General features: G+C 68.1%; 9 protein-coding genes. 4 read left to right on the forward strand and 5 right to left on the reverse strand.

Annotation, left to right across the window (positions count from 1 at the left end):
• Window positions 1-127 precede the first annotated feature (127 nt).
• From MXA07_RS02335 to rio1, 4 genes are all read left to right on the forward strand, one after another.
• Window positions 128-13,420 carry a NosD domain-containing protein gene (locus MXA07_RS02335; RefSeq protein ID WP_247730448.1) on the forward strand — a complete coding sequence of 4,431 codons (13,293 nt, stop codon included), beginning with the start codon at window positions 128-130 and terminating at the stop codon, window positions 13,418-13,420.
• 104 nt (window positions 13,421-13,524) lie between these two features.
• On the forward strand, window positions 13,525-14,271 hold the full coding sequence (locus MXA07_RS02340) for a PDDEXK family nuclease (protein ID WP_247730449.1): 747 nt from the start codon (window positions 13,525-13,527) through the stop codon (window positions 14,269-14,271).
• 136 nt (window positions 14,272-14,407) lie between these two features.
• Complete coding sequence (gene endA / locus MXA07_RS02345) at window positions 14,408-15,574, forward strand: tRNA-intron lyase (protein WP_247730450.1); 1,167 nt, start codon at window positions 14,408-14,410, stop codon at window positions 15,572-15,574.
• 135 nt (window positions 15,575-15,709) lie between these two features.
• Window positions 15,710-16,579, forward strand: coding sequence for a serine/threonine-protein kinase Rio1 (gene rio1 / locus MXA07_RS02350; protein WP_247730451.1), 870 nt, complete (start codon window positions 15,710-15,712; stop codon window positions 16,577-16,579).
• Window positions 16,580-16,796: 217 nt separating this feature from the next.
• On the opposite strand, the gene MXA07_RS02355 is transcribed toward rio1, so the two are convergent.
• The 5 genes from MXA07_RS02355 to MXA07_RS02375 all read right to left on the reverse strand — a co-directional run bounded on the left by MXA07_RS02355 (window position 16,797) and on the right by MXA07_RS02375 (window position 21,456).
• Window positions 16,797-17,201 carry an HVO_A0114 family putative DNA-binding protein gene (locus MXA07_RS02355; RefSeq protein ID WP_247730452.1) on the reverse strand — a complete coding sequence of 135 codons (405 nt, stop codon included), beginning with the start codon at window positions 17,199-17,201 and terminating at the stop codon, window positions 16,797-16,799.
• 19 nt (window positions 17,202-17,220) lie between these two features.
• Window positions 17,221-17,526 (reverse strand): toxin-antitoxin system TumE family protein, encoded by a 306-nt coding sequence (locus MXA07_RS02360; protein WP_247730453.1) that lies wholly within the window; start codon window positions 17,524-17,526, stop codon window positions 17,221-17,223.
• Between the two features lie 253 nt (window positions 17,527-17,779).
• Window positions 17,780-18,277, reverse strand: a complete 498-nt coding sequence (locus MXA07_RS02365) for a metallophosphoesterase (RefSeq protein WP_247730454.1) — start codon at window positions 18,275-18,277, stop codon at window positions 17,780-17,782.
• A 111-nt stretch (window positions 18,278-18,388) separates the two neighbouring features.
• Complete coding sequence (locus tag MXA07_RS02370; RefSeq protein WP_247730455.1) at window positions 18,389-19,561, reverse strand: ABC transporter ATP-binding protein; 1,173 nt, start codon at window positions 19,559-19,561, stop codon at window positions 18,389-18,391.
• Window positions 19,558-21,456 carry an ABC transporter permease gene (locus tag MXA07_RS02375; RefSeq protein ID WP_247730456.1) on the reverse strand — a complete coding sequence of 633 codons (1,899 nt, stop codon included), beginning with the start codon at window positions 21,454-21,456 and terminating at the stop codon, window positions 19,558-19,560. Before MXA07_RS02375 ends, MXA07_RS02370 begins: the two co-directional genes overlap by 4 nt.
• Window position 21,457: the final 1 nt, after the last annotated feature.

A 21,457-nucleotide genomic window follows, 5' to 3' on the forward strand; every position in this document is an offset into this window, starting at 1 on the left:
TCGATACTAAGTTACTATTGGAAATTACTAACTGTGGGGAGTGCCAGTGAGTGCCGCCGATCGGACGGGTTCGACTCGCGACCGGACGGCGGCGATCGTCTTTTCGGTACTGATGATACTTTCGGTGGTGGTTGTACCCGTCGGGGCGACGGTCGAGTCTTCCGCGTCGATCGACGGGACGCCCGTCGGCGTCGGGCCAAACGGAATCGCCGCCGAGAACGGGGATCCGACGAGCGATCGGTCGGAGGAGTCGGCCTCGACGACCGAACTCGGTGAGAAGACGCCCGACGAGGTGGACGACTTCGCCGTGCCCGATCGTGGAACCACCGGCTACGAGTCGTGGTACACGTACCGAAACGGCGTCAATCTCGCGAACGGCAACCTCTATCGGTCGAGTACGGACGCGTCGGTCGGCGCTCGCGCCGGCCCCATCGAGTTTACGCGGTCGTACAACAGTCGCGCGAGTCACGAACCCGGTCCGCTCGGGTTCGGGTGGACGCACGAGTACGCCGCCCGCCTCGACGTCCTCGTCGACGGCGTACGCTTCGTCGACGGCGACGGATCGGAACACGTCTTCCAGTCGGCCGTCGACGGCTTCGATACGCCCGCCGGTCTCGACGCGCGCCTCGTCGCGACCGACGACGGCTACGAGCTTCGATGGAGCGACGGGCGGACGTTCGGATTCGACGAGGGGGGCGTCCTCCGGTGGACCGCCGATCGGAACGGAACCGGCGTCACGCTCGAGTACACCGACGGCGCGCTCACGAGGATCGTCGACGACGCCGGGCAGGCGCTGTCGATCTCGTACGACGCCGACGGATGGATCGAGACGGTCGAGGATCCGCTCGGTCGAACCATACAGTACGACTACGACGTCGGGGATCTCGTCTCGGTTACCGGCGCGTCGGGCGAGACGACCTACGAGTACTTCGAGAACCACAAACTCCGGAAGATCTCGCGCCCGACGGGCATGCTGACGACCGTCGACTACGAGTCGGGTTCCGATCGCGTCCGTCGCGTCGGCACCGGTCTGACCGAGGTGCAGTGTGCGCGCTCCGGCGTCACGTTCGCGTACGATTACGCGAACGACTCCGTCTCCTACGTCGACGGCATCACCGGGACCGAGACGACGGTGGTGCTGAACGAGGCCGGCAATCCCGCGTCGATGGCGTGGGACGACGAGACGGCCGAGTGGGCCTGGGACGACGAGCTGAACCTCGTCGGGGCGGAGAACGCGAGCGGCTCGTACGAGTTCGTCTACGACGCGCACGGAAACCTGCTCGAGCGAAGCGGGCCCGACGGGACGGTCGGCTACGAGTGGTTCGTCACGGAGACGACCGACCGGTACCTGTCAGTCCGTACGAGCGAAACAGACGCCGCCGGCCGGACGACCGCGTACGAATATGACGATCGCGGAAACCTCGTCGCGGTGACGAACCCCGCGGGCGCCCAGCGAACGTTCGAGTACGACGCGACGGGCGATCGCGTGGCGGCGACCGATCCCGCCGGCCACCGGACGACGTACGCGTACGACCACCGCGGATTCCTCACCGGCGTGACGGAGCCGACGGGCGCCGTGACGACCTACGAGTTCGACGCCGTGGGTCGACTTCTGACGGAGACGACCCCGCGGGGGGACGCCTACGAGTACACCTACGACGATCGCGACGCGCTGCTGAACGTCACCGATCCGGCGGGGAACGTCCTCGAGTACGTCTACGACGAACGGGGAACGCAGACCGGCATCGTCCGCTCCGTCGGCGAGAGCGGAACCTCGTCGACCCTCTCGACGATCGGGTCCAACGTGGGGCAGTCGAGATACGATATCGAGATCGACGGCGACGTCGTCACGTACCGTTCCGACGAACACGACCTCGTCCGTCGGTTGAACGCCCGCGGACGATTGGCGTCCGAAACGATCGATTACGGGCCGTTCACGTCCGATCTCGACTACGCGTACGACGAACGCGGGAACCTCGTGGCGATCGCGACCGGCGGCGGCAACTACACGTTCGAGTACGACGCCTCCGACCGCGTCAGTCGGGCGACAGGGGTGGACGGCTCCTGGCTCGAGTACGCCTACGACGCGATGGATCGGGTGACGCAGACGACCGCCTCGAACGGCGTCACGACGACGTACACGTACGACGAGGGCGGGAACGTCGCGTCGCTCCGCGCGGTCGACGCGTCCGGCGGGACGGTGCTCGACGAATCGTACGGCTACGACCTCCTCGGCAACCTCGAGACCGTGACCGACGCCTCCGGATCGACCACGCAGTTCGAGTACGACGCGCTCGATCGCCTGGTGGTCGCGACGTACCCCTCGGGCGAGACCGTCGAGTACGCCTACGACGCCATCGGCAACCGACTCTCGAAGACCGTCAACGGGACGGAAACGACGGACTACGACTACGACGCCGACGGCACACTGTTGCAGGCCGGCGACACCGCGTACGAGTACGACGCGAACGGCAGCCTCGCGGTCAAAACCGTCGAGCGAGCGGACGGGACCACCGCGCGCACCGAGTACGAGTACGGTCAGGGTGGCCAGCTCGAGCGGGTCCTGCTACCGGACGGCGAGACGGTCTCGTACACGTACCTGCCCGACGGCGAGCGGGCGAGTAAAACGACGAGCAACGGGACCACCTTCTACAGCTACAGCGACTTCCAGCTGCTCGGCGAGTACGGCGAGGACGGCGCCCTCGACCGCGGCTACCTCCAGGGGGCCGGCCTCGACACGCCGATCGCACGCTACGACGAAGACAGCGACGAGGCGTACTTCTACCACATCGACGCGCGAAACGACGTGCGAGCGGTGACCGACGCCGCCGGCGGCGTCGCGAACCGGTACCGGTACGAGGCGTTCGGGGCCGTCCGGCACGCCGAAGAGTCCGTCGCGAACCCCTACAGATTCGCCGCCAGGCCGTTCGATTCGGCGGTGAACCTCTACTACAACCGCCAGCGCTACCACGACCCGGAGGTCGGACGGTTCACGCGCGGCGACCCGGCGGGGACGGTCGCCGGGGTCAACCAGTACGTCTACGCCGACAACAACCCGGCTACCTACACCGATCCGTTCGGCTTCGCCACGTGGGACGGCGGCGTCACGCTCGGCGGCGTGTCGCCGGGCAAACTGGGCGTGATCTCGATCGCGAGCAAGGGTGACATGAGCGGGTCGCTCAGTAACGGAGACACCGGGCAGGGGTGTTCGATCAGCGGCACCATCACCACCTACGGCCTGAACGTCGAACTGAGCGCGATCAAAGCGGAGATCGGCGCGATGCCGCTCGTGATCGGCGGCCCGACGTGCGGGGAATCGCTCCCCGGCATGACGATCGTCTGCGGCGGTATCGCGGGCCAGCTCGAAGCGGCGGCCGGCGTCGAAGTCGGCGCGTTCGCCTGCGGCGATACCCGCTCCGGCGGCTACAGCGGCGGTGCCGGCTCCGCGAAGACCGGAGTCACCGCCGGCGCCGGCGCGGGCGTGACGCTGTTCGTCAGGATCGACATCGCCGATTCGGAGTGTTCCTGCGTCGATGAGTGCGATAGCTGCAACGAAGACGACGACGAGCCGCCGCTGGGCGACGGGCCCAGCGCGCGACCGCCGGGCGGCGACCACCCCGACGACAACCACGACGTCTCCGTGCGACGCTACGCCGCGCGAACCGACGACGCATCGATCCCCGCGTACGGCTACGACGACGGCTCGATCGCGATGCTCGATCGGGGATTCGCCGACGAGTTCGGCGACTTCCTCGCCGACCAGGAGTTGCCGTACGACTCGGTGTCCTGGACGGTGCCGGCCGAGGAACTCGCGGCGTACGACCTGTTGATCCTCCCGAGCGGGTCGCTCACCGGGTTGACGGCGCTCGATACCTTCGAAGCGAAACTCGAGGCGTACGTCGACGGCGGCGGATCGCTCCTGGTCATGCCCCAGCAGCGGGGCTACCACTGGGGTCCGGTTCCCGGAGACCTCGCCGCGTACGGGTGGCTCGAAGATCAGAGCTGTCAGTTCGACTCCGTCGGGATCGACGCGACCTGCCCGGCGTTCGCCTCCGAGGCGGTCGGCGGGGAGAGTTCGCTGAACGTCGACGGCTACTTCACCGACTACCCCTCGAACGCCGAGATCCTCCTGACGCGCACGAAGAACGCCCAGCCGGCGATGCTCGCCTACGACCGGGGTGCCGGCCAGGTGATCGCGACGACCGCCTACTCCGACTGGGCGTACGGACACCATGCTGCCAGTAGCGCCGACGAGCGGATCCTCAGGGATACGATCCGCTGGGCGCGATCGCACGACGACATACCGACGTACAATCGCGGCGAGGACGTCGACCTGCACGTCGAGGCGACGAGCTACGTCGATCTCGCCGTCGAGCGCACCGATATCAGGGTGCGCGATCCGGACGGCGATATCGTCGACTCGGTCACGGTGACCGACCCCGTCGCGGCGCTGTCGACGGCGAACCTGAGCGCCGCGCTGACGATTCCGACGGACGCACAGTACGGTATCTGGGACCTCGAGTACGTCTTCGAGACCGACGCGCACGGGCCGGTTCAACGTGTCGTCGAACGCGACAGCCTCGCGATCACGCGGTACGAGGACGGCGACGACGGCTGGCGCGCGAGCGACAGTAACGTCTCCGTCTCGATCAACAGCGACGCGGAGCGGTACGCGCTCGGATCGAACGCGGCGTTTACGATCACGGCGCACAACCGCGGAGACCGAGAGGAAAACGTCACGCTGTGGTGGAGTTTCCCGCACAACGCGCGATACGGTAACGCGTCCGTCTACGGATCGGGCGGCACACACCCCGGCGAGACGAGCAACCTCACCAGGCAACTCCAGCTCGGGCCGAACGGCGGCGGTAACGACGAGGCGACGTTCACCGTCGAGATACCGGTCGTCAACGCGGACGGGCGCGATCGCCTCTGGCTCGAGTACGCCGAGGAACGAAACGGCGAACTGGACCTCGTCGGTCGAGCGAGCCGCGGATTCTACACGTTCGAACCGTCGGTGGCCGTGACCATGTCCGCGGGCGCCGAGACGTACACCGGCGGGCAGACGGTCCCCGTCGACGTGGAACTCTCGGGCACCGGCGTCGAGAACGCCACCGTCGTGACCAGGATCGTCGCGGCCGATCGGTCGCTCCACTTCCGGAACGAGACGGTGCGCTCCGTCGACGGGTCGACGACGCTCTCCTACGCCTACGCGCTCCCGTCCCCGACCGTCGACGGGCGGTACTCGGTCGTCACCGAGGTCCTCGACGCCCGGGGCGAGAAGATCGGCTTCCAGACGACCGGGTTCGACGTTCCCCTCGGCCTGGCGTTCGACGCGTCGATTCCCGAGACGATCGGCGCGTCGAGCGATCTCGCGTTCACCGTCGAAAACGTGGACACGGCGCCGTTCGACGACGCCCTCGTCGACGTCTCGCTGGTCGATCCGGCGGGAACGGTGGTCTGGTCCGACGCGGCGACGAGCGACGTCGGTCGCAACGAGACGAAGACGGTCGCGTTCCAGGTCGACGTGGACGACCTCTCGTTCGGGACGCACACGTTGCTGTACGTGCTCGACGCCGGCGCCAGCCGATTCGAGCGTCGCTGGTCGCTCGAGAACGACCACGCCGTCGACGCCGACTTCGATCGAGCCCGCTATCGCCAGCGCGAGAGCGCGGCACTGAACGCGACGATCTCGAACCGCGGCCGGTTCGAAACCGCCTTCGACGCGGTCGTCACCGCACCCGCGGCCGACTTCGAGACCGTTCGGACGGTCGAACTGGCCCCCGGCGACCGCGAGTACGTGACCGTGGTCGTTCCGCTGCCCGCCGACATTCAGGCAGGCGAGCACGACGTGGCGGTGACGCTCGTCGACGGGTCGAACCTGACGGAGACGTACTCGTTCGTCGTCCCCGACTCCGAGCTGGTGTTCGATCGCGTCGACGAGACGGCCGCGGCCGGAACCGACGTCGAAATCGTCGTCGGGAATCGCGGCGGCGTCGACACCGACGCCGCGTGCGCGTTCGAGTTGATCGGCCCGCAAGGAATCCGACTCGACGAGGGGCAACTGGCCGACACGGTTCTGGCCGGGGAGACCGCGACGACGACGGTCCGGATCCCCGATCAGGCGGTCAGCGGCGGATACTTCGTCACCTCGTCGTGCACCGACGGGACCACGGGCGCCTCCTTCGAGACGATCGACGTCGTGGCGGTCGACGGACTCGACGCCGACGCGACCGCCGGGACCGACGCGGACGTCTACGGGACCGGCGACACCGTCACGGTCTCCGCCGATATCGCGAACAACGGCGCTGCGATCGCGGACGGTCGACTCCGCCTCGAGATCGCGGATCCGTCGGTGAGCGAGGGGTCGGACGCGAGCGAGGCTGCGGACGGAATCGCCGCGAGCGCGCCGGAGGCGGATTCGACGGAGCGTGCGATCGATGACAGTGCACGCCTCGACGGCGTCCGGTCGTCGTGGGTCGACGGGACGTCGTGGGTCGAGCAGACCATAGCGACGTCCGGGATGTATTCGATCGCGACGGGAGCCGTCACCTCCGCTTCGGACGGAGGCGACAGCGTCGCCGCAACTGGCAGTGACGGCCCGACGGCGACGGAACTCGATAGCTCGGTCGCGCGCTGGGTCGACGTGCCGGGGACGATCACCGACGACGTCGTCTGGGAGGACGAAGTGATCGTGCTCAACGAGTCGCTGGTGATCGACGCCAACGGGTCGGTGACGATGCGGAACGCCACGCTGCGATTCGACGTCGCCAGCGAGGGCGAGTTCGGCGTCGAAGTCCGCGACGGCGGGACGCTCGACGCGTTCGACGGATCGACCATCACGAGTCACGACGAGGGGTGGAATCCGACCGAGTACTCGTTCACCGCGCTCCCGGGCGCGACGGTGTCCATTCGGGACTCGACCGTTCGCGACGTCGGCGCGGACTCGGAAACGCCGACGAGCGAGCGGGGGCTGTACGTCGCGGCGAACGACGTGGTCGTCGAGAACGCCACGATCGAGAACGTGCGGTTCGACGTCATCCTCGAGGCCGTCGACGGCGTCGCGATCACGAACAGTACGATTCGAGAGCCGCTATCGGTCAACGCGTCGACCGGCGTCCGCATCGAGGGGAACGCGTTCGAAGACGGTAGCGGCGTCGACCTCAGCCACTCGAACGGCAACCTCGTCGCGGGGAACGCGTTCGGGGATCTCGATGCGCAGTACACGATCTCGCTCGAAAACGCGAGCGACAACGTCCTTAGGGCCAACACCTTCGGAAAGACGGGCGGCGTCGAACTCGTCTCGAGTTCGTACGGCAACGAGCCCGGGACGCGATCGGTGCGAAACACGATCGCCGACAACGCGTTCTACCAGACGGATACGTACGGTAACGACGCGGACGGCATCACGATCGAAGCGGGGTCGACGGACACGGTCGTCGAGAACAACACGCTCGTCGGCACGGACCGGGAAGCGATCCTCGTCCACGCCCCGAACGCGACGATCGCGAACAACACGATCCGCGAGGTCGAGGATCACGGGATCCGCGTCACCGCCGCGAACGCGACGCTCGCGGACAACGCGATCGAGCGCAGCGACGGATTCGGTATCCTCCTCGACCGGACCGTGAACGCGACGCTTCGGAGCAACGACCTCGTCTCGAACGGCATCCACATCAACGGCCATCAGGACGGCGTCCCGCCGTACGAGCCGGGATCGGTGCCGGATCGACGCTACTACGAGCACGACATCGACGGGAGCAACGCCGTCGACGGCGGTCCGTTCCAGTATCTGGTCGATCAGACCGGCGGACAGATCGTCCTCGACGGCGGCGCGGCGTGGCTGCTCAACGCGACTGACGTGACGGTCACGGGCGACGGAACCGCCGCGGCCGTCCTGTCAGAGGGCGTCGAACTACGCGACCTGAACGCCTCGGCTGACGCCTACTTCGGCGTGTTCGTCGCCCACTCCGACGGGACGACGGTCTCGAATGTGACGTCGAACGGAAACGCGTACGGGCTCGCCGTGCTCGGGGCTTCGCAGTCCGGTCCGGCGACGTACGCGAACGAAACCTCCGTGACGGACAGCAGGTTCTCGGCGAACCGTCGCGGCAGCATCTACGCGCGAAACGTCGGCGGGTTCTCCGTCCGAAACGTCACCGCCGGCACTGAGACGAGATCGGGCGATCGGGACGTGGATATCGTCGGCGGCGAGTCCGTGACCGTCGCTGACCTCGCCCTGGACGAACGTGGTTCGTTCGGCGGATACGGGACCGGGGTGTCCTTCGATCGAACCTCGAACAGCGAGATCCGCGATAGCACCGTCCGGGGGTACGATCGCGGCATCGACGTCGAGGCCTCCTGGAGCGCATCGAACGTCACGGTCCAGAACGTGACGACCACCGGGAGCGACGGGACCGGCATCTTCGTGCGAACCGCGGACTCGACGATCGCCGACAGTCGCGCGTTCGTCGCGGCCGGAACGGGGATCCGCGCGAACGGTGACCACTCCACCGTCGCGAGAAACAACGTGAGCGGTGCCGAAATCGGGATCAATACGGGCATCACGGGCGGCCTCGTCGCGGACAACGAGGTCACCGGCGCCGGCGAGTACGCGATCCGCATTCAGTCGCCCGACGGGACCGCCTCCGGCAACGTCGTGCGCGAGAGTGCGACAGGCATCGTCGTCGACAGCTACGCGGGCGGGACGGTCCTGACCGACAACGTGCTCGCCGGCGATACCGTCGACGTCCAGTTGTCCGATAGCGACCCGGTGACGATGCGGAACAACACGCTGGCACACGCCGGACTCGCCTTCGACTTCGGTTCGTACTCGAACCCGGGACCGACCGATTACGACCACGACATCGACGAGAGCAACGCGGTCCGGGGCGAGCCGCTGACGTACCTCTTCGACGAACACGACGTCGATATCGACGTCCCGGGGCGGCAGACGTGGATCGTCAACTCGAGTAACGTCACCGTCGACGCCCCGGCGCAGGCGGCCGTCCTCTTCTCGAGCGAGACGACGGTGCGCAACGCCGTCGTCTCCTCGTGGCGGAACAACGGGATCGAGGTGAGCGGGTCGACGAACACGACGATCTCGAACGCGACCGTCGCGGACACGGGGACCAGTATATACGACGGTGGGATCTCCGTCAGCGAATCGAGCGGAACGACGATCCGCGACGCGAACGTCTCCGGCAACGCCGGGGACGGGATCTACCTCTACGCGGCCGATGCGACCGAACTGTCCGACGTGACGGTCGACGGAAACGGCCACTACGGGATCTACCTCAACACCGACGTCACCGCCAGTACGGTCACCAACGTCACCGTCTCGAATCACAGCGACGCAACTGGCATCTACTTCGGGTCCGCGACGGGGAATCTCCTGACTAACGTAACGTCAGCGTACAACGCTCGCGGCATCTACGTCAGTGCGAGCGGAAACGAATTCAGGAACGTCACGTCGTCCAACAACGACGAGTACGGGATTCGAATAACGGAGGACGACAACGTGATATCGGACAGTACGGCCGACGCCAACGGCGAATCCGGCTTCCACATCTACAATGCCGGATACACTACTCTCTCGAACCTTACGGCGACCGCCAACGGCGAAGCCGGACTCGCCGTGCAAGGGTCGCACAACAACGTCACGAACAGTACGTTCGGCGAAAACGACCGCTACGGCGTCCACTTCACCCACGCCCGAAACAACCTGTTTACCCGGAATTACGTGACGGACAACGCCGTCCACGGCGCGTATCTCGAGGCGGAGTCGTTCGACAACCTCCTCTACGACAACTACTTCGACAACCCGGCGGCCGACGCCGAGGCCGAGGAGCACGCGGGGTACTGGGGTGACGCCCCGTCGGAGAACCGGTGGAACGTGACGAAGACGCCCACCGGCGAATCGGCCGAAAACGTCGTCGGCGGGCCGTTCTACGGCGGCAACTACTGGGCGACGTACGACGGGTCGGACGCCGACGCCGACGGGATCGGCGACACGAACACGCCGTACACCGTCTCCGGATCCCTCTTCGCGGGCGACCACAATCCGCTCGTCTTCGAGTCCGACGAGAACGCCTCGCGCGTGGTCTGGGCGACGACGGAATCGATCGACGTCGCCGCGGGCGAAACGGTGACGGTCGACGTCGAGGTCCCGGCGTCGCAGCTCGAGGGCGAGGGCAAACGGGTCCTCTCCGCCACGCTCGACGCGGCGACCAACCAGACGGTCGCGTCCTCGAACGCGCCGTTCTACGTCCTCGACGGCGAGACGTCCCTCACGATGGCCACCGACGCGAGACGGTACGCGACGGGCGACACCGTTCGGATCGAGGGCGCGCTCACCAACGACGGCGCCGCGAGCGAGACGTACGATCTCGCGATCGAGAAAAACGGGACGCCGATCCACGAGGCGACCGTCACCCTCGGCGCCGACGAGCGTCACGACTACGCGCTGACCACGGTCGCAGACGGGCCGTTCACGCTCGCCGCGACCGCCGGGGACGTCAGGATCGACGACGAGGTCGCGGTGGCCGAGCCGTCGGTGGACGCGACGGCCGTCGCGCCCGAGGTAGTGGGTCTCGAACCGTTCCCCGTCGGGGCGCAACTCGAGAACGACGGCGACGTCCCGGTCGATCTCACCGTCGCGGTCGATCCCGACGTCGGGACGATCGAAACGGTGACGCTCGAACCCGGCGAGCGAACCCGGGTGACCGACGAGACGGCGATCGCCGACGATACCACGTTCACGATCGTCGTCTCCGGCGACGTCGAGGCGACGCTCACCGAGACGGTGACGGTCGGCGAGTCCGCCGCGACGACCGTCTCACCCGCGGCCGTTTACGCCCCGGGAACGATCGTCGTCCCCTACACCGTCGAGAACACCGGCGAACTCGACGCGACGTTTGACGTGGAATTCGCGGTGGGCAACGAGACGGGACGCGAGACGGTGTACGTCGCCGCGGGCGCGAACGCGAACGGATCGGTCGCGTTCGACCTCGAAGCGGGCACGCACACCCTCGCGTACGAGACCCCGTTCGAAACCGGCGACGCGACTGTCGAGGTGCGCGACCGCGACCAGCTCGTCCTTTCGGCCGACGTGCCGGCGAACGCCACCGACGGCACCCTCGAGATGGATCTCGCCGTCGAGAACGTCGGGTCGAACGACCTGAACGGGACGATCGTCGCCGACACGACGGTGTCGAGCGCCGAGCGCGGCTTCGACGTGGCCGCCGGCGAGACCGACAGCGTGACCGTGACCGTCCCGATTCCGGCCAGCGTCCGGCCAGGCGCGTACGACGTCTCCATCGAGGCGACGGCGGGCGACGACATCCTCGCGCGGGTAGCCGAACCGTTCGAGGTTCGAGGCCCGCAGTTCGAACTCGAGGCCACGCCCGGCCGGGAGACGTTCGAACTCGGCGAGCTGGCGACGTGGAACTACACGGTGTACAACGCGGGTGACGCCGAGGGGCGAGTCGCCCTGGCCGTCAGCGCCACCGGGATGTCCGAGGGTGGCGCGGTCCAGCGCGACGCCGCCTGGTTGGCCCCGGGCGAGCGCCGGACACTGCGCGTCGACGTCCCGATCGCCGACGACGTCGAGGCGGGTGCCTACGACGCGTCGTACGAACTCGCCGACGACGGCGGCGCGCTCCTCGCGACGGGCGAGACGACGTTCGACGTCGCAGGGGCGAACGTGAGCGTCAGCGCCACCCTCGACCGGCCGGCCTACGAGGTGGGCGAGAACGCCACGCTGACGCTTTCGATCACGAACGAGCGCCCGACGACCATCGACCTGTTCGCGCGGACGCAGTTCAACGGATTCGACGAGCGCACCGACCTCTCGCTCGGCGGCGGGGCGTCCGAGACGGTCACCGTCGACGTGCCGATCACCGAGGGCACCGACGAGAAGATCTTCTTCGGGGTCTACCACGCGGACGGGCGGTCGCTGCACATCGACGGCCGGTACGCACACGAGCGGACGGGGAACGTGACGCTGTACACCGACGCGGACCGGTACGAACCGGGCGAGTCGGTCACCGTCACGGTCGAACCGCGCGCGTCGGGCGAGCTGGTTCTCGCCGCACCCTGGAACTCCTGGAGCGCGAACGTCACGGATGGCGTCGACGAAACGTTCGAATTCGAGGTGCCCCCGTCGCGGACGGGCACCTACTACGTCCACTACGCCTTCGAGAACGAGACCCGCTCGTACCCGTTCGACGTCGACGGCTACGGGGCCCGGGTGACCGGCGCCCGATTCGGTGCGGACGAGTACCGGGGCGGGGAGACGGTGGACCTCGAACTCGAACTCGCGCCGTCGCGGGACGTCCTCGCGACGGTGACCGGGACGCTCGTCGACGAGTCCGGCGAGGCGATCGCGAACGCCAGCACGGCCGTCGCCCTCGAAACCGGCGGCACCGACGCCCGCCTCTCGATCGACGTCCCGGCCGACGCGGCCGGCGTCCACGCGATCTCCTACGAGATCACCGCCGACGTCGAAGACGAAGGCGGTGCGGCGACGGCGCACGCGGCGGCCGTCAGCTCCCGACAGGTCCTCGCCGTCAACGGGATCGAGTACCTGGAGATCGAATCCGCGGCGACGAATCGACCGCCGGTCGCCGCCGTCGACTACGCCCCGTCCGACCCGACCGTCGGCGAGGAGGTCACCTTCGACGCGTCTCACTCGAGCGACCCGGACGGCTCCATCGCGGCCCACGAGTGGGACTTCGACGGGGACGGCAGGATCGACGCGGTCGGCGCCACCGCGACCACCGCGTTCGACGCGGCCGGCACGCACGCGGTGACGCTCTCCGTGACGGACGACGACGGATCCAGCGACGAGACGACGGTGACCGTGCCAGTCACCGAGGCTGACGACGATGACGGTGACGATGAGGATGACGACGGCGATAGCGGTGATGACGACGGAGACGATGGCGACGGAGACGACGGAGATACTGGTGACGATGACGACGAGGACGACCAGTCGTCGGGTGACACCCCGCCGACGGCCGCGATCCAGATCGATCCCGACCCGGCGACCGTCGGCGAGTCCGTGACGTTCTCGGCCGGCAACTCTTCGTACGCTGCCGGCGAGCTCGTCGCGTTCGAGTGGATCATCGACGGGCGATCGTACGCGGGCGAGACGGTCTCCGAGACCTTCGACGTCGCCGGAACCGTCGACGTCGAACTCGCGGTCACCGCCGCCGACGGCGAAACCGCCGCCGCGAGCACCACTCTGGTCGTCCGGGAAGCCGCGGATGAGCCGCCGGACGACGGCGACGCAGACGATGAAACGCCCGGCGATGGCGACGACGATGACGGCGGGTCTCCGATCCCCGGGTTCGGTGCGGCCGCCGCCATCCTCGCGCTGCTCTGGGTCTCCCTCCTGTCCCGCCGCCGGAATCGCGCCTGACGGCCGTCTGCGAAACACGTACCGGGGCCGTCCCGGCGAGCTATCGACCGCCGCGTCCACGGATCGTCCGCGAGTTTATATACCAGGTCGCGGCCAGAGTCCTCATGCTCGAAGACACCATTCGAGTCCTCGCCGGCGACTGCACCGTCCTCTTCGAGGGAGCCGATCGAACGGAGTATCGCGGCCGGGTGACGACCGTCGTCAAGCCGGACAACACGGTTCTCGTCCACGACGTCGACGGCTACCAGCCCGTCGCCTGGCTCACGCGGGCCGACAGCGTCGCCAGCGACCACTCGGGCGGCTTCTCACTCGTCGCTCAGAAAGACGACCAGCTCCTTCGGATCGTCACGCACGAGAGCGACGGTTTTTCGAACTATCACGCCTCGCCGGCCGGGAATCCGATCGGGACGTGCCGGACGTGCGACGGGACCTTGATCCGGGCGGGCGACGTCCGATGTCTCGATTGCGGCGTTCGGTACGCGATCCCCGACGACGCGACGGTTCGCGAGGAGTCCTGCGACTGCGGCCTGCCCAGAATCCGCGCCGAGCGCGGCCTCGCGTTCGATATCTGTCTGGATCGCGACTGCGAGTCGCTCGACGACGCCGTTCGCGAGGCGTTCGATCGCGAGTGGGAGTGTCCCGAGTGCGACGGCGACCTGCGAATCCTCCGACGCGGCGGCCTCATCGCCGGGTGCGAACGCTACCCCACTTGCGAGACCGGCTTCGTCGTCCCGACCGGTGTTCTCGACGGCCGGTGTCCGTGCGGCCTCCCCGCCTTCGATACGGGTTCCGGCCGTCGATGTCTGGACGCGGGCTGTGATCGCGCGGCGAGGCCGACGGTGGCGGAGTGAGATGACCGATCGGACGAGCGAGCACGACCGGTCACCCGACCACGACACCGGTCGGTGGCCCGGCTGTCGAACCCATCCCCAGGATCGCCCCCGGACGTTCCAACATCCCTTTGTGCGACGGCAGCCAGGCTCGACCATGGCACTCGAGGGCGTCCTCGACGGCGATGTCGTCCGCGTCGGGGCCGACGCGCGACAGCGATTCCACGACGCGCGCGGGTACGGCTATCCCCTTTCGGGCAACGAGATCGCGCTCTCGCCGGTGGAAGCGGCGCACCTCCTCTACACGGACAATCTGACCGGCATCCGGGTCGAGGACGACGAGGCGTCGGCGCTCGACTTTCGGGCGTTCGTCGCGCGCGAACCGGGCACGAACTTCGCCGTCCGGTATCTCGTCTACGCGGACCTGCGATCGCGCGGGCTCTACCTCTCGCCGGCGCGCGAGCCCTGGATCTCGCCGGAGCGCTTCGACGACGTCACGGACCGGACCGACTTCGCCGTCTACCCGCGCGGACAGGGGCCGGGGGACGGCGACCTCGCGTACGCCCTGCGGGTCGTCGGCGAGCGGACCGACGTCGCCGCGAGCGACCTCGACCCCGGCGTCCTGGCGGTCGTCGACGAGGAGAGCGAGCCCACGTACTTCGAACTCGCGGCGCCGTCGATCGAGGGCGATAGCGCCCGCGTCGCCGAACGGGGGCCGGGAGTGGCCGACGCGGCGCCGGCCGACGCCGACGCAGCCGGTATCGAGCAGGTCGGCACCGAACCGGCCGACGCCGATCTCCTCACCGACCGCGTGATCGTCTGGAATCCGCCCGAAGCGCTCTACGAACGAACGTTCTTCGGCCAGCCGCTCGACGGGCGCGAGTACGACGGCGACCGCCCGGCCATCCAGTGTTCGTTGCTCGAAGCGACGTACCTCGCTCGCCTCGGCGCGATCGATCTCGACCCTCGCGACGTGGCGGATCGCGGTCTCGCCGTCGAGGGTGATCGGTTCGCCCGCCGGCGCCGGGTGTACCGGACCCTCCGCGAGCGCGGCGTCGTCCCCAAGACGGGTTACAAGTTCGGCGCGGACTTTCGAACCTACGCCGACGTCGAGTCGGTCGACGACCTCGGTCACTCCGCGCACCTGATCCGGGTCGTTCCGTCCTCGCACGTCTTCGAACCGCGCGACCTCTCGCTCGACGTCCGCCTGGCCCACGGCGTCAGGAAGACGCTGGTCGTCGCGATCGTCGCGGACGAGCCCGCACATCCTGACGATCCCGGCGAGGGAATCACCTGGCGGTCGATCGAGCGACTAACGCCGTGACGTGATCGACCCGATGACTCGACCGGCCGGAGCTCTGGGGCGCGATCGATCGAAGCCACCCGGCCCCGATTTTCGCCGCTCGTCGACGTGAACGATGGCGAACGCTTTAGCCCGTCGCGCGGCTAGGCCGATTGAATGGGAGAGGAGTACGGTCTGGTCGAAACGGACGCGAGCGAGGTCGCGGGCGACGAGTGGGAGGAGATCGACGTCTCCGACACGGAGGCCGATCGCATCGCTCGCAAGCGCGATCGCGAGTTCGACCAGTTCCGGAAACGGCTCACCGACGCCGACCAGTTCAAGGTCGAGCAGTCGGTCTTCGACGACGCGACCTTCGCCGCGCTCTACAAACTCGTCCAGGACGGTCACGTGGAAGCCTTCGGCGGGCCGATCTCGACGGGCAAGGAGGCGAACGTCTACCAGGCGCTCGGGCCGGACGACACGGAGGTCGCGGTGAAGATCTACCGGATCAACGCCTCGAACTTCCGGCAGATGCGCGACTACCTGGAGGGCGACCCACGATTCGAGGGCCTCGGCGGGAAGAAGAAGGACGTGGTCCTCGCGTGGGTGAAAAAGGAGTTCGCCAATCTGAAACGGGCGAAACGGGCCGGCGTGCGCGTCCCCGATCCGATCGCGACCGAGCGAAACGTCCTCGTCATGGAGTACATCGACGATGCCTCCGGGCGAGCCAAGCGTCTCGGCGAGGTCCACGTCGAGAATCCTGAGACGGCCTACGAGGTCCTCCGGGAGTACATGCGCCGGCTCTACGCGGCGGGCATCGTCCACGGCGACCTGAGCGAGTACAACGTCGTCTTCCAGGACGGCCAGCTGGTCGTCATCGACTTCGGCCAGGCCGTCACCGTCCACCACCCCAACAGCCGGGGCTTCCTCGAGCGCGACTGTCGCAACGTCGCCTCGTTTTTCTCCCGGCAGGGTCTCGAGACCGACGCCGACGACTTGCTCGCGTTCGTGACCGATCCCGAACCGGACCCGTCGCGAACCGAGTGATTCGCCATTCGCCGTGTTGCAATGCGGTGGACGAGGTGCCCGACCACCAGCGGGCGGGACTCTCGATCGACCGTAACCGACGGACGACCGTCCTGTCAGCCCTCGCGAATGCAGACCGTTTTGAGCCGTGCGAGGAGCGGGCCAGTCCCGGGACCGTGGATCGGGCCTGCCGATTCGGAGACGACGCGTCGGTCGAACGAATCGAGCGAAGGCAGGGCTATGGCGCTGCTGAACCGGCGATTCCGTTCGATCGGGCGAACGGGATGTCGATTTCGAGCCCGTCGTACGACAGCTTCGGTTCCTTCGCTTGGCCCGGCCCGCCGCCTTCGAGCTCGATGACGCCGATGTCCGCGAGCTCGGTGAGATTGCGATGGACCTGCTTGTAGTCGCGATCTACCAGCTCGGCAGCGTCGCGAATGCTCCCGGGCTCGTGTTCGGAAATCACCTCGAGCAGTTCCAGATTCTTCGGACTGAGCAGCCGGCTGAGTGCTCCGTACGAGTCGAAGTTCAATACCGGCTGGGCCGGCTCGAGGTCTTCCCCCTCCTGGGCGGCCTCGATGCGGCTGCGCGTACGCTGGTCGAGACGGTCGCGTTCACCGACAGTGACTTTGAGTGTGGGCATAGTCGCTCCTGGAGGCGTCCTACGCGAGCCGGTCCCACGAGATGGGCGACAGTTCCTCGGTCTCGCGCTTGAAGCGGTCATACAGCGTCAACATCCCAGGAAACTCGATGCGTTCGACGTCGTTCCGCGTGTGGCGCTCGTGCCCCTTCGTCCGTTCGTGTGCGTTGTCGTATCGAAGGAGGGTGTCGCCGCCGATTTCCCCGAGATGCAGGCTGTAATCCCACCCGCACGGATAGTTCTCGTCCTCCGTCTGTCGGATGGTCACATCCACGACGTGACCGCCTTCGACAGCCTGCCAGTCTTCGATGGTCGTGTAGGACGCCATCCGTCGACCTATGGTAGTGCCTCCATAGAGATAAATCTATGGACCTAACCCCATACCTAGTCGAATCTGAGGATCGCGGGTGTTCGACCGGGAGCGGGGCGACCGGGATCGGTGGAACCGCCGAACGACGCGAACATCCGCTTCTGGTACGTCGCGGGCGGGAATAGAACCTACCAGTAGATCGGTCGCGCCTGGTAACAGTCGGTCACAAATCGGCCTCGCGAACCGCCGTAACCGACGGACGACCGTCCTGTCAGACCTCCCGAAACCCGACCGCCTCGGTCTCCGTGTCGACGACGGCGACCGTCCGGTGATCCGGGGGGACCCGGCCGTAGTGCGCGCCGGGGTTGAGCACGACCGTTCGGCCGACCTCGCGGTGCTCGCGCTCGTGGTGATGGCCGTAACAGACGACGTCGTACGTCTCGCTCGCCGCGATCGCGTCCACTTCGGCCGTCGACTCCCCGTGCAGGACCGCGAAGGAGACGCCGTCGAACGTGAGTTCGGCGAACCGACCGTGGAGTTCGCTGCCCTCTCCGAGCGCGTCGAACGCGGCGTGGAGCCCGCCGATCTCGCCGTCGTTGTTCCCGAGGACGCCGTGGACCTCGACGCCCTCGAACGCCGAGAGCGTCGGCGGAGCGACGTAATCGCCGCAGTGGATCACCACCTCGACGCCGTCGTGTTCGAAGACGGTTCGGGCCCGCTGGGCCGCCTCGACGTCGTCGTGGGTGTCGGAGATGATACCGACGTGCATGGGTGAATCGGGCTTCGCGGCGAGCACCTAAAGTACTCCTGCCGGACAGTCCGCGAAAGCGGCGTATCGACCCGTGAGGCCGACGTCCGGGGCGCGACGTCCAGACTACCGTCACTCGCGGTCGATCACGTGCGCGTCCGTCGGCTCGAACCCGATCAGTAGCTCGTCGCCAGCGTTCCGTGCCTCCCCGACTGTTTCGTCATCACCGGTTCGCCCGTACTCGACCCAGTCGTCGAGAGTCACGACGATGGACCGTCCGTCCCATCGGCCGTGGACGCGGACGCGATCGCCGAGAAATTCGGTCGTCTCGACGGTGATACGCAGTTGATTCCGGTCGACGGACGGCGAGAGCGCATCGGACCTGACGCAGAACGTGACTCGATCGGCGTTCGCGGGCACGTCCGCCAGCTCGAACGTTCGGTCGCCGACGGCGACCTCCGTCCCGGCTGGCGAGGATCCCTGAATATGGCCATCCACAATCTCGCCGTCGAAGACGGTGTTGTCGCCGACGAACGAGGCGACGAACCGTGTCGCCGGCGTTCGGTACACCTCCCGGGGCGTCCCGATCTGTTCGATCCGACCATCGCGCATCACGGCGAGGCGATCCGAGATGGCCAGGGCCTCCGCCTGGTCGTGGGTGACGTAGACCGTGGTGATCCCGAGGTCGGACTGGATGTGCTTGACCTGGCGGCGCAGCGATTCCCGAAGGCGGGCGTCGAGCGCGCTCATCGGTTCGTCGAGCAGGAGCAGCGACGGTTCCGGCGCCAGCGCCCGGGCGAGGGCGACGCGCTGTTGCTGCCCGCCGGAGAGCTGGTCGGGCTCCCGATCGCCCAGCCCGTCGAGGTCGACGAGGGAGAGCAGCTCGGCGACGCGTTCCTCCCGGGACGTCCCCGCTGGCGGGTCGCGAAATCGCAGACCGTAGCCGACGTTCTCGCCGACGGTCATGTGCGGAAAGAGCGCGTAGCTCTGGAAGACGACGCCGACGTCGCGACCCTCGGGCGCCAGACCGGACACGTCCCCGCCGTCGAACGTGACGCGACCGCTCGTCGGGTCCTCGAACCCCGCGATCGTCCGCAGCGTCGTCGTCTTCCCGCAGCCGGAGGGGCCGACGAGAGTGAAGAACTCGCCGTCGCGGATCGTCAGGTCGACGTTCCTGAGCGCGAGCGTTCCCGAATCCGCGTCTGCCACCGTTCCCCCCGCTCCCGTCCCCGAGTCCCCGCCCGACCCCGACTTCGGCCCCGCTCCGTAGCGCTTCGTGACGCCCTCCAGGCGGAGTTCGGTCATCGCTCGAACCTCCCGCCGACGCGATCGACGACGACGAAGCTGACCGCGGTGACGGCCAGCAGGACGGTCCCCATGGCGAGCGCGGGGCCGGACCGGCGACCCAGGTAGCGTTCGACGGCGACGGGCATGGTGTAGGCGTCGCTCCCGCTCGCCAATATCACCGTCGACGAGAACTCGCCGATCGAGATGGCGAAGGCGAAGGCCGCGCCGGCGACGACGCCGGAGGCGATCAGCGGGAGTTCGACGTCGCGAAGCGCTCGCACTCGGGAGGCGCCGAGGGCCCGCGCTGACTCGACCATCGCGGGGTCGAGCGAGGAAAGCAGCGGCGAGACGTTCCGGGTGACGAACGGGTAGGCGGCGACGGCGTGGGCGGCGACGATCGCGACGCCGCCGGTCAGTTGCAGCCGCCACCCGCCGGGCAGCGCGATGCCGAAGACCAGCCCCTCCAGGAGCCCGATCCCGAAGACGATCCCGCTGACCGCCAGCGGGAGCATGGCGAGCGCGTCGACGAGCGTCCCGCCGCGGCCCGCCCGCGTCGTCACAACCGAGATCACGACGCCCATCGGCACGGCGACCAGCAGCGTCCCCGCGCCGAAGACGAGCGAGTTCCGGATGGCGGGCAGCGGCAGCGTCTGGAACGACTGGCCCTCGACCTGGCGTTCGAGCAGGAACGCGTAGTGACGGAGGGTGAATCCGCCCCCGTCGGTGAACCCCCCGAGGACGAGGCTCGCGAGCGGGCCGACGAAGACGACGAGCGCGAGCAGGCCGTAACCGACGATCGCGAGGCGGCGCGGTGAGAGCGCGCGGCGCCAGTCGGGGAACAGTGGCTCGCGCGGGGGTGGTGAAGCGCCGGCCCGCGAGAGGCCCGACTGGGCGGACTCGTAGCGGAGGTAGGCGTACGTCAGCGCGAGCGAGAGCACCGTCTCGAGGACGGCCAGCGTCGCCGCCTCGGTGAAGTCGAGTCGACTGACGCGATCGTAGATCCAGACCTCGACGGTCGCGAGCTGCAGGCCGCCGAGCGCGAGGACGATGGGGAACGTCATGAACGTGAAGATGAACGTCAGGAGCGCGCCGGTGAGGATCGCGGGACGCAACTGCGGGAGGACGACGTCGAGGAACGCCCGCCGCCGACTCGCGCCGAGACTCCGGGCGGTCTCGACGGCGCGGACGTCGACGGACTCCCAGGCGGCGACGGTGACTCGCGCGACCAGCGGCGCGTTGTAGAACGCGTGGGCGAGGATCACGATCGCGAGCGGGTTCCACTCGATGAAGGGGTACGGCCCGAGGCCGACCGTACCGAGGACGGCGTTGAGCGTCCCCGCGTGGCCGAACGTGGCGTAGAAGCCGACGGCGACGAGGATTCCCGGAAGCACGAACGGCAGGATCGTCAGCGAGCGGATGGTTCGCCGGCCCCGGAAGTCGTACCGCGCGAGGACGGACGCGGCGGGCAGGCCGAGCGCCACGCTGGCGAGCGTCGAGAGCGCCGCCTGGTAGGCGGTGAAGCCGAACAGGCCCATCCTGACCCCCGGCGTGTCCACGGCGAGCCACGGAACCGGGAGCCCGAGACCCGGGACCGTCGCGACCGTCGCGGAGACCGAGATCGCGGTGAGCCAGCCCCAGAGCGAGGCGAGGTGACCGGGGATCGCCAGCGGGTCGGCGAACGCGCCGGCGAGGTCGCCGACGTAGAACGGGTCCGTGAGGACGTCGGTGAAGGCCGCGAGCGACGCCGAGCCCCCGTCGATCACGGCGTTTCTGAAGACCACCGCGACCGGCAGGTAGAGCACGACGAGGAGCACCGCCCCTGTGGCGAGGGCGAGCAGGGTGAGCGCGTGGCGTTCGAGCCGCTCGGCCGCTGCGGTCGTCGCGCGATGCCGGCCTCGATCTGGGGTGGACACG

Source organism: Halovivax limisalsi, assembly GCF_023093535.1.
In the GTDB taxonomy this organism is placed as follows: domain Archaea; phylum Halobacteriota; class Halobacteria; order Halobacteriales; family Natrialbaceae; genus Halovivax; species Halovivax limisalsi.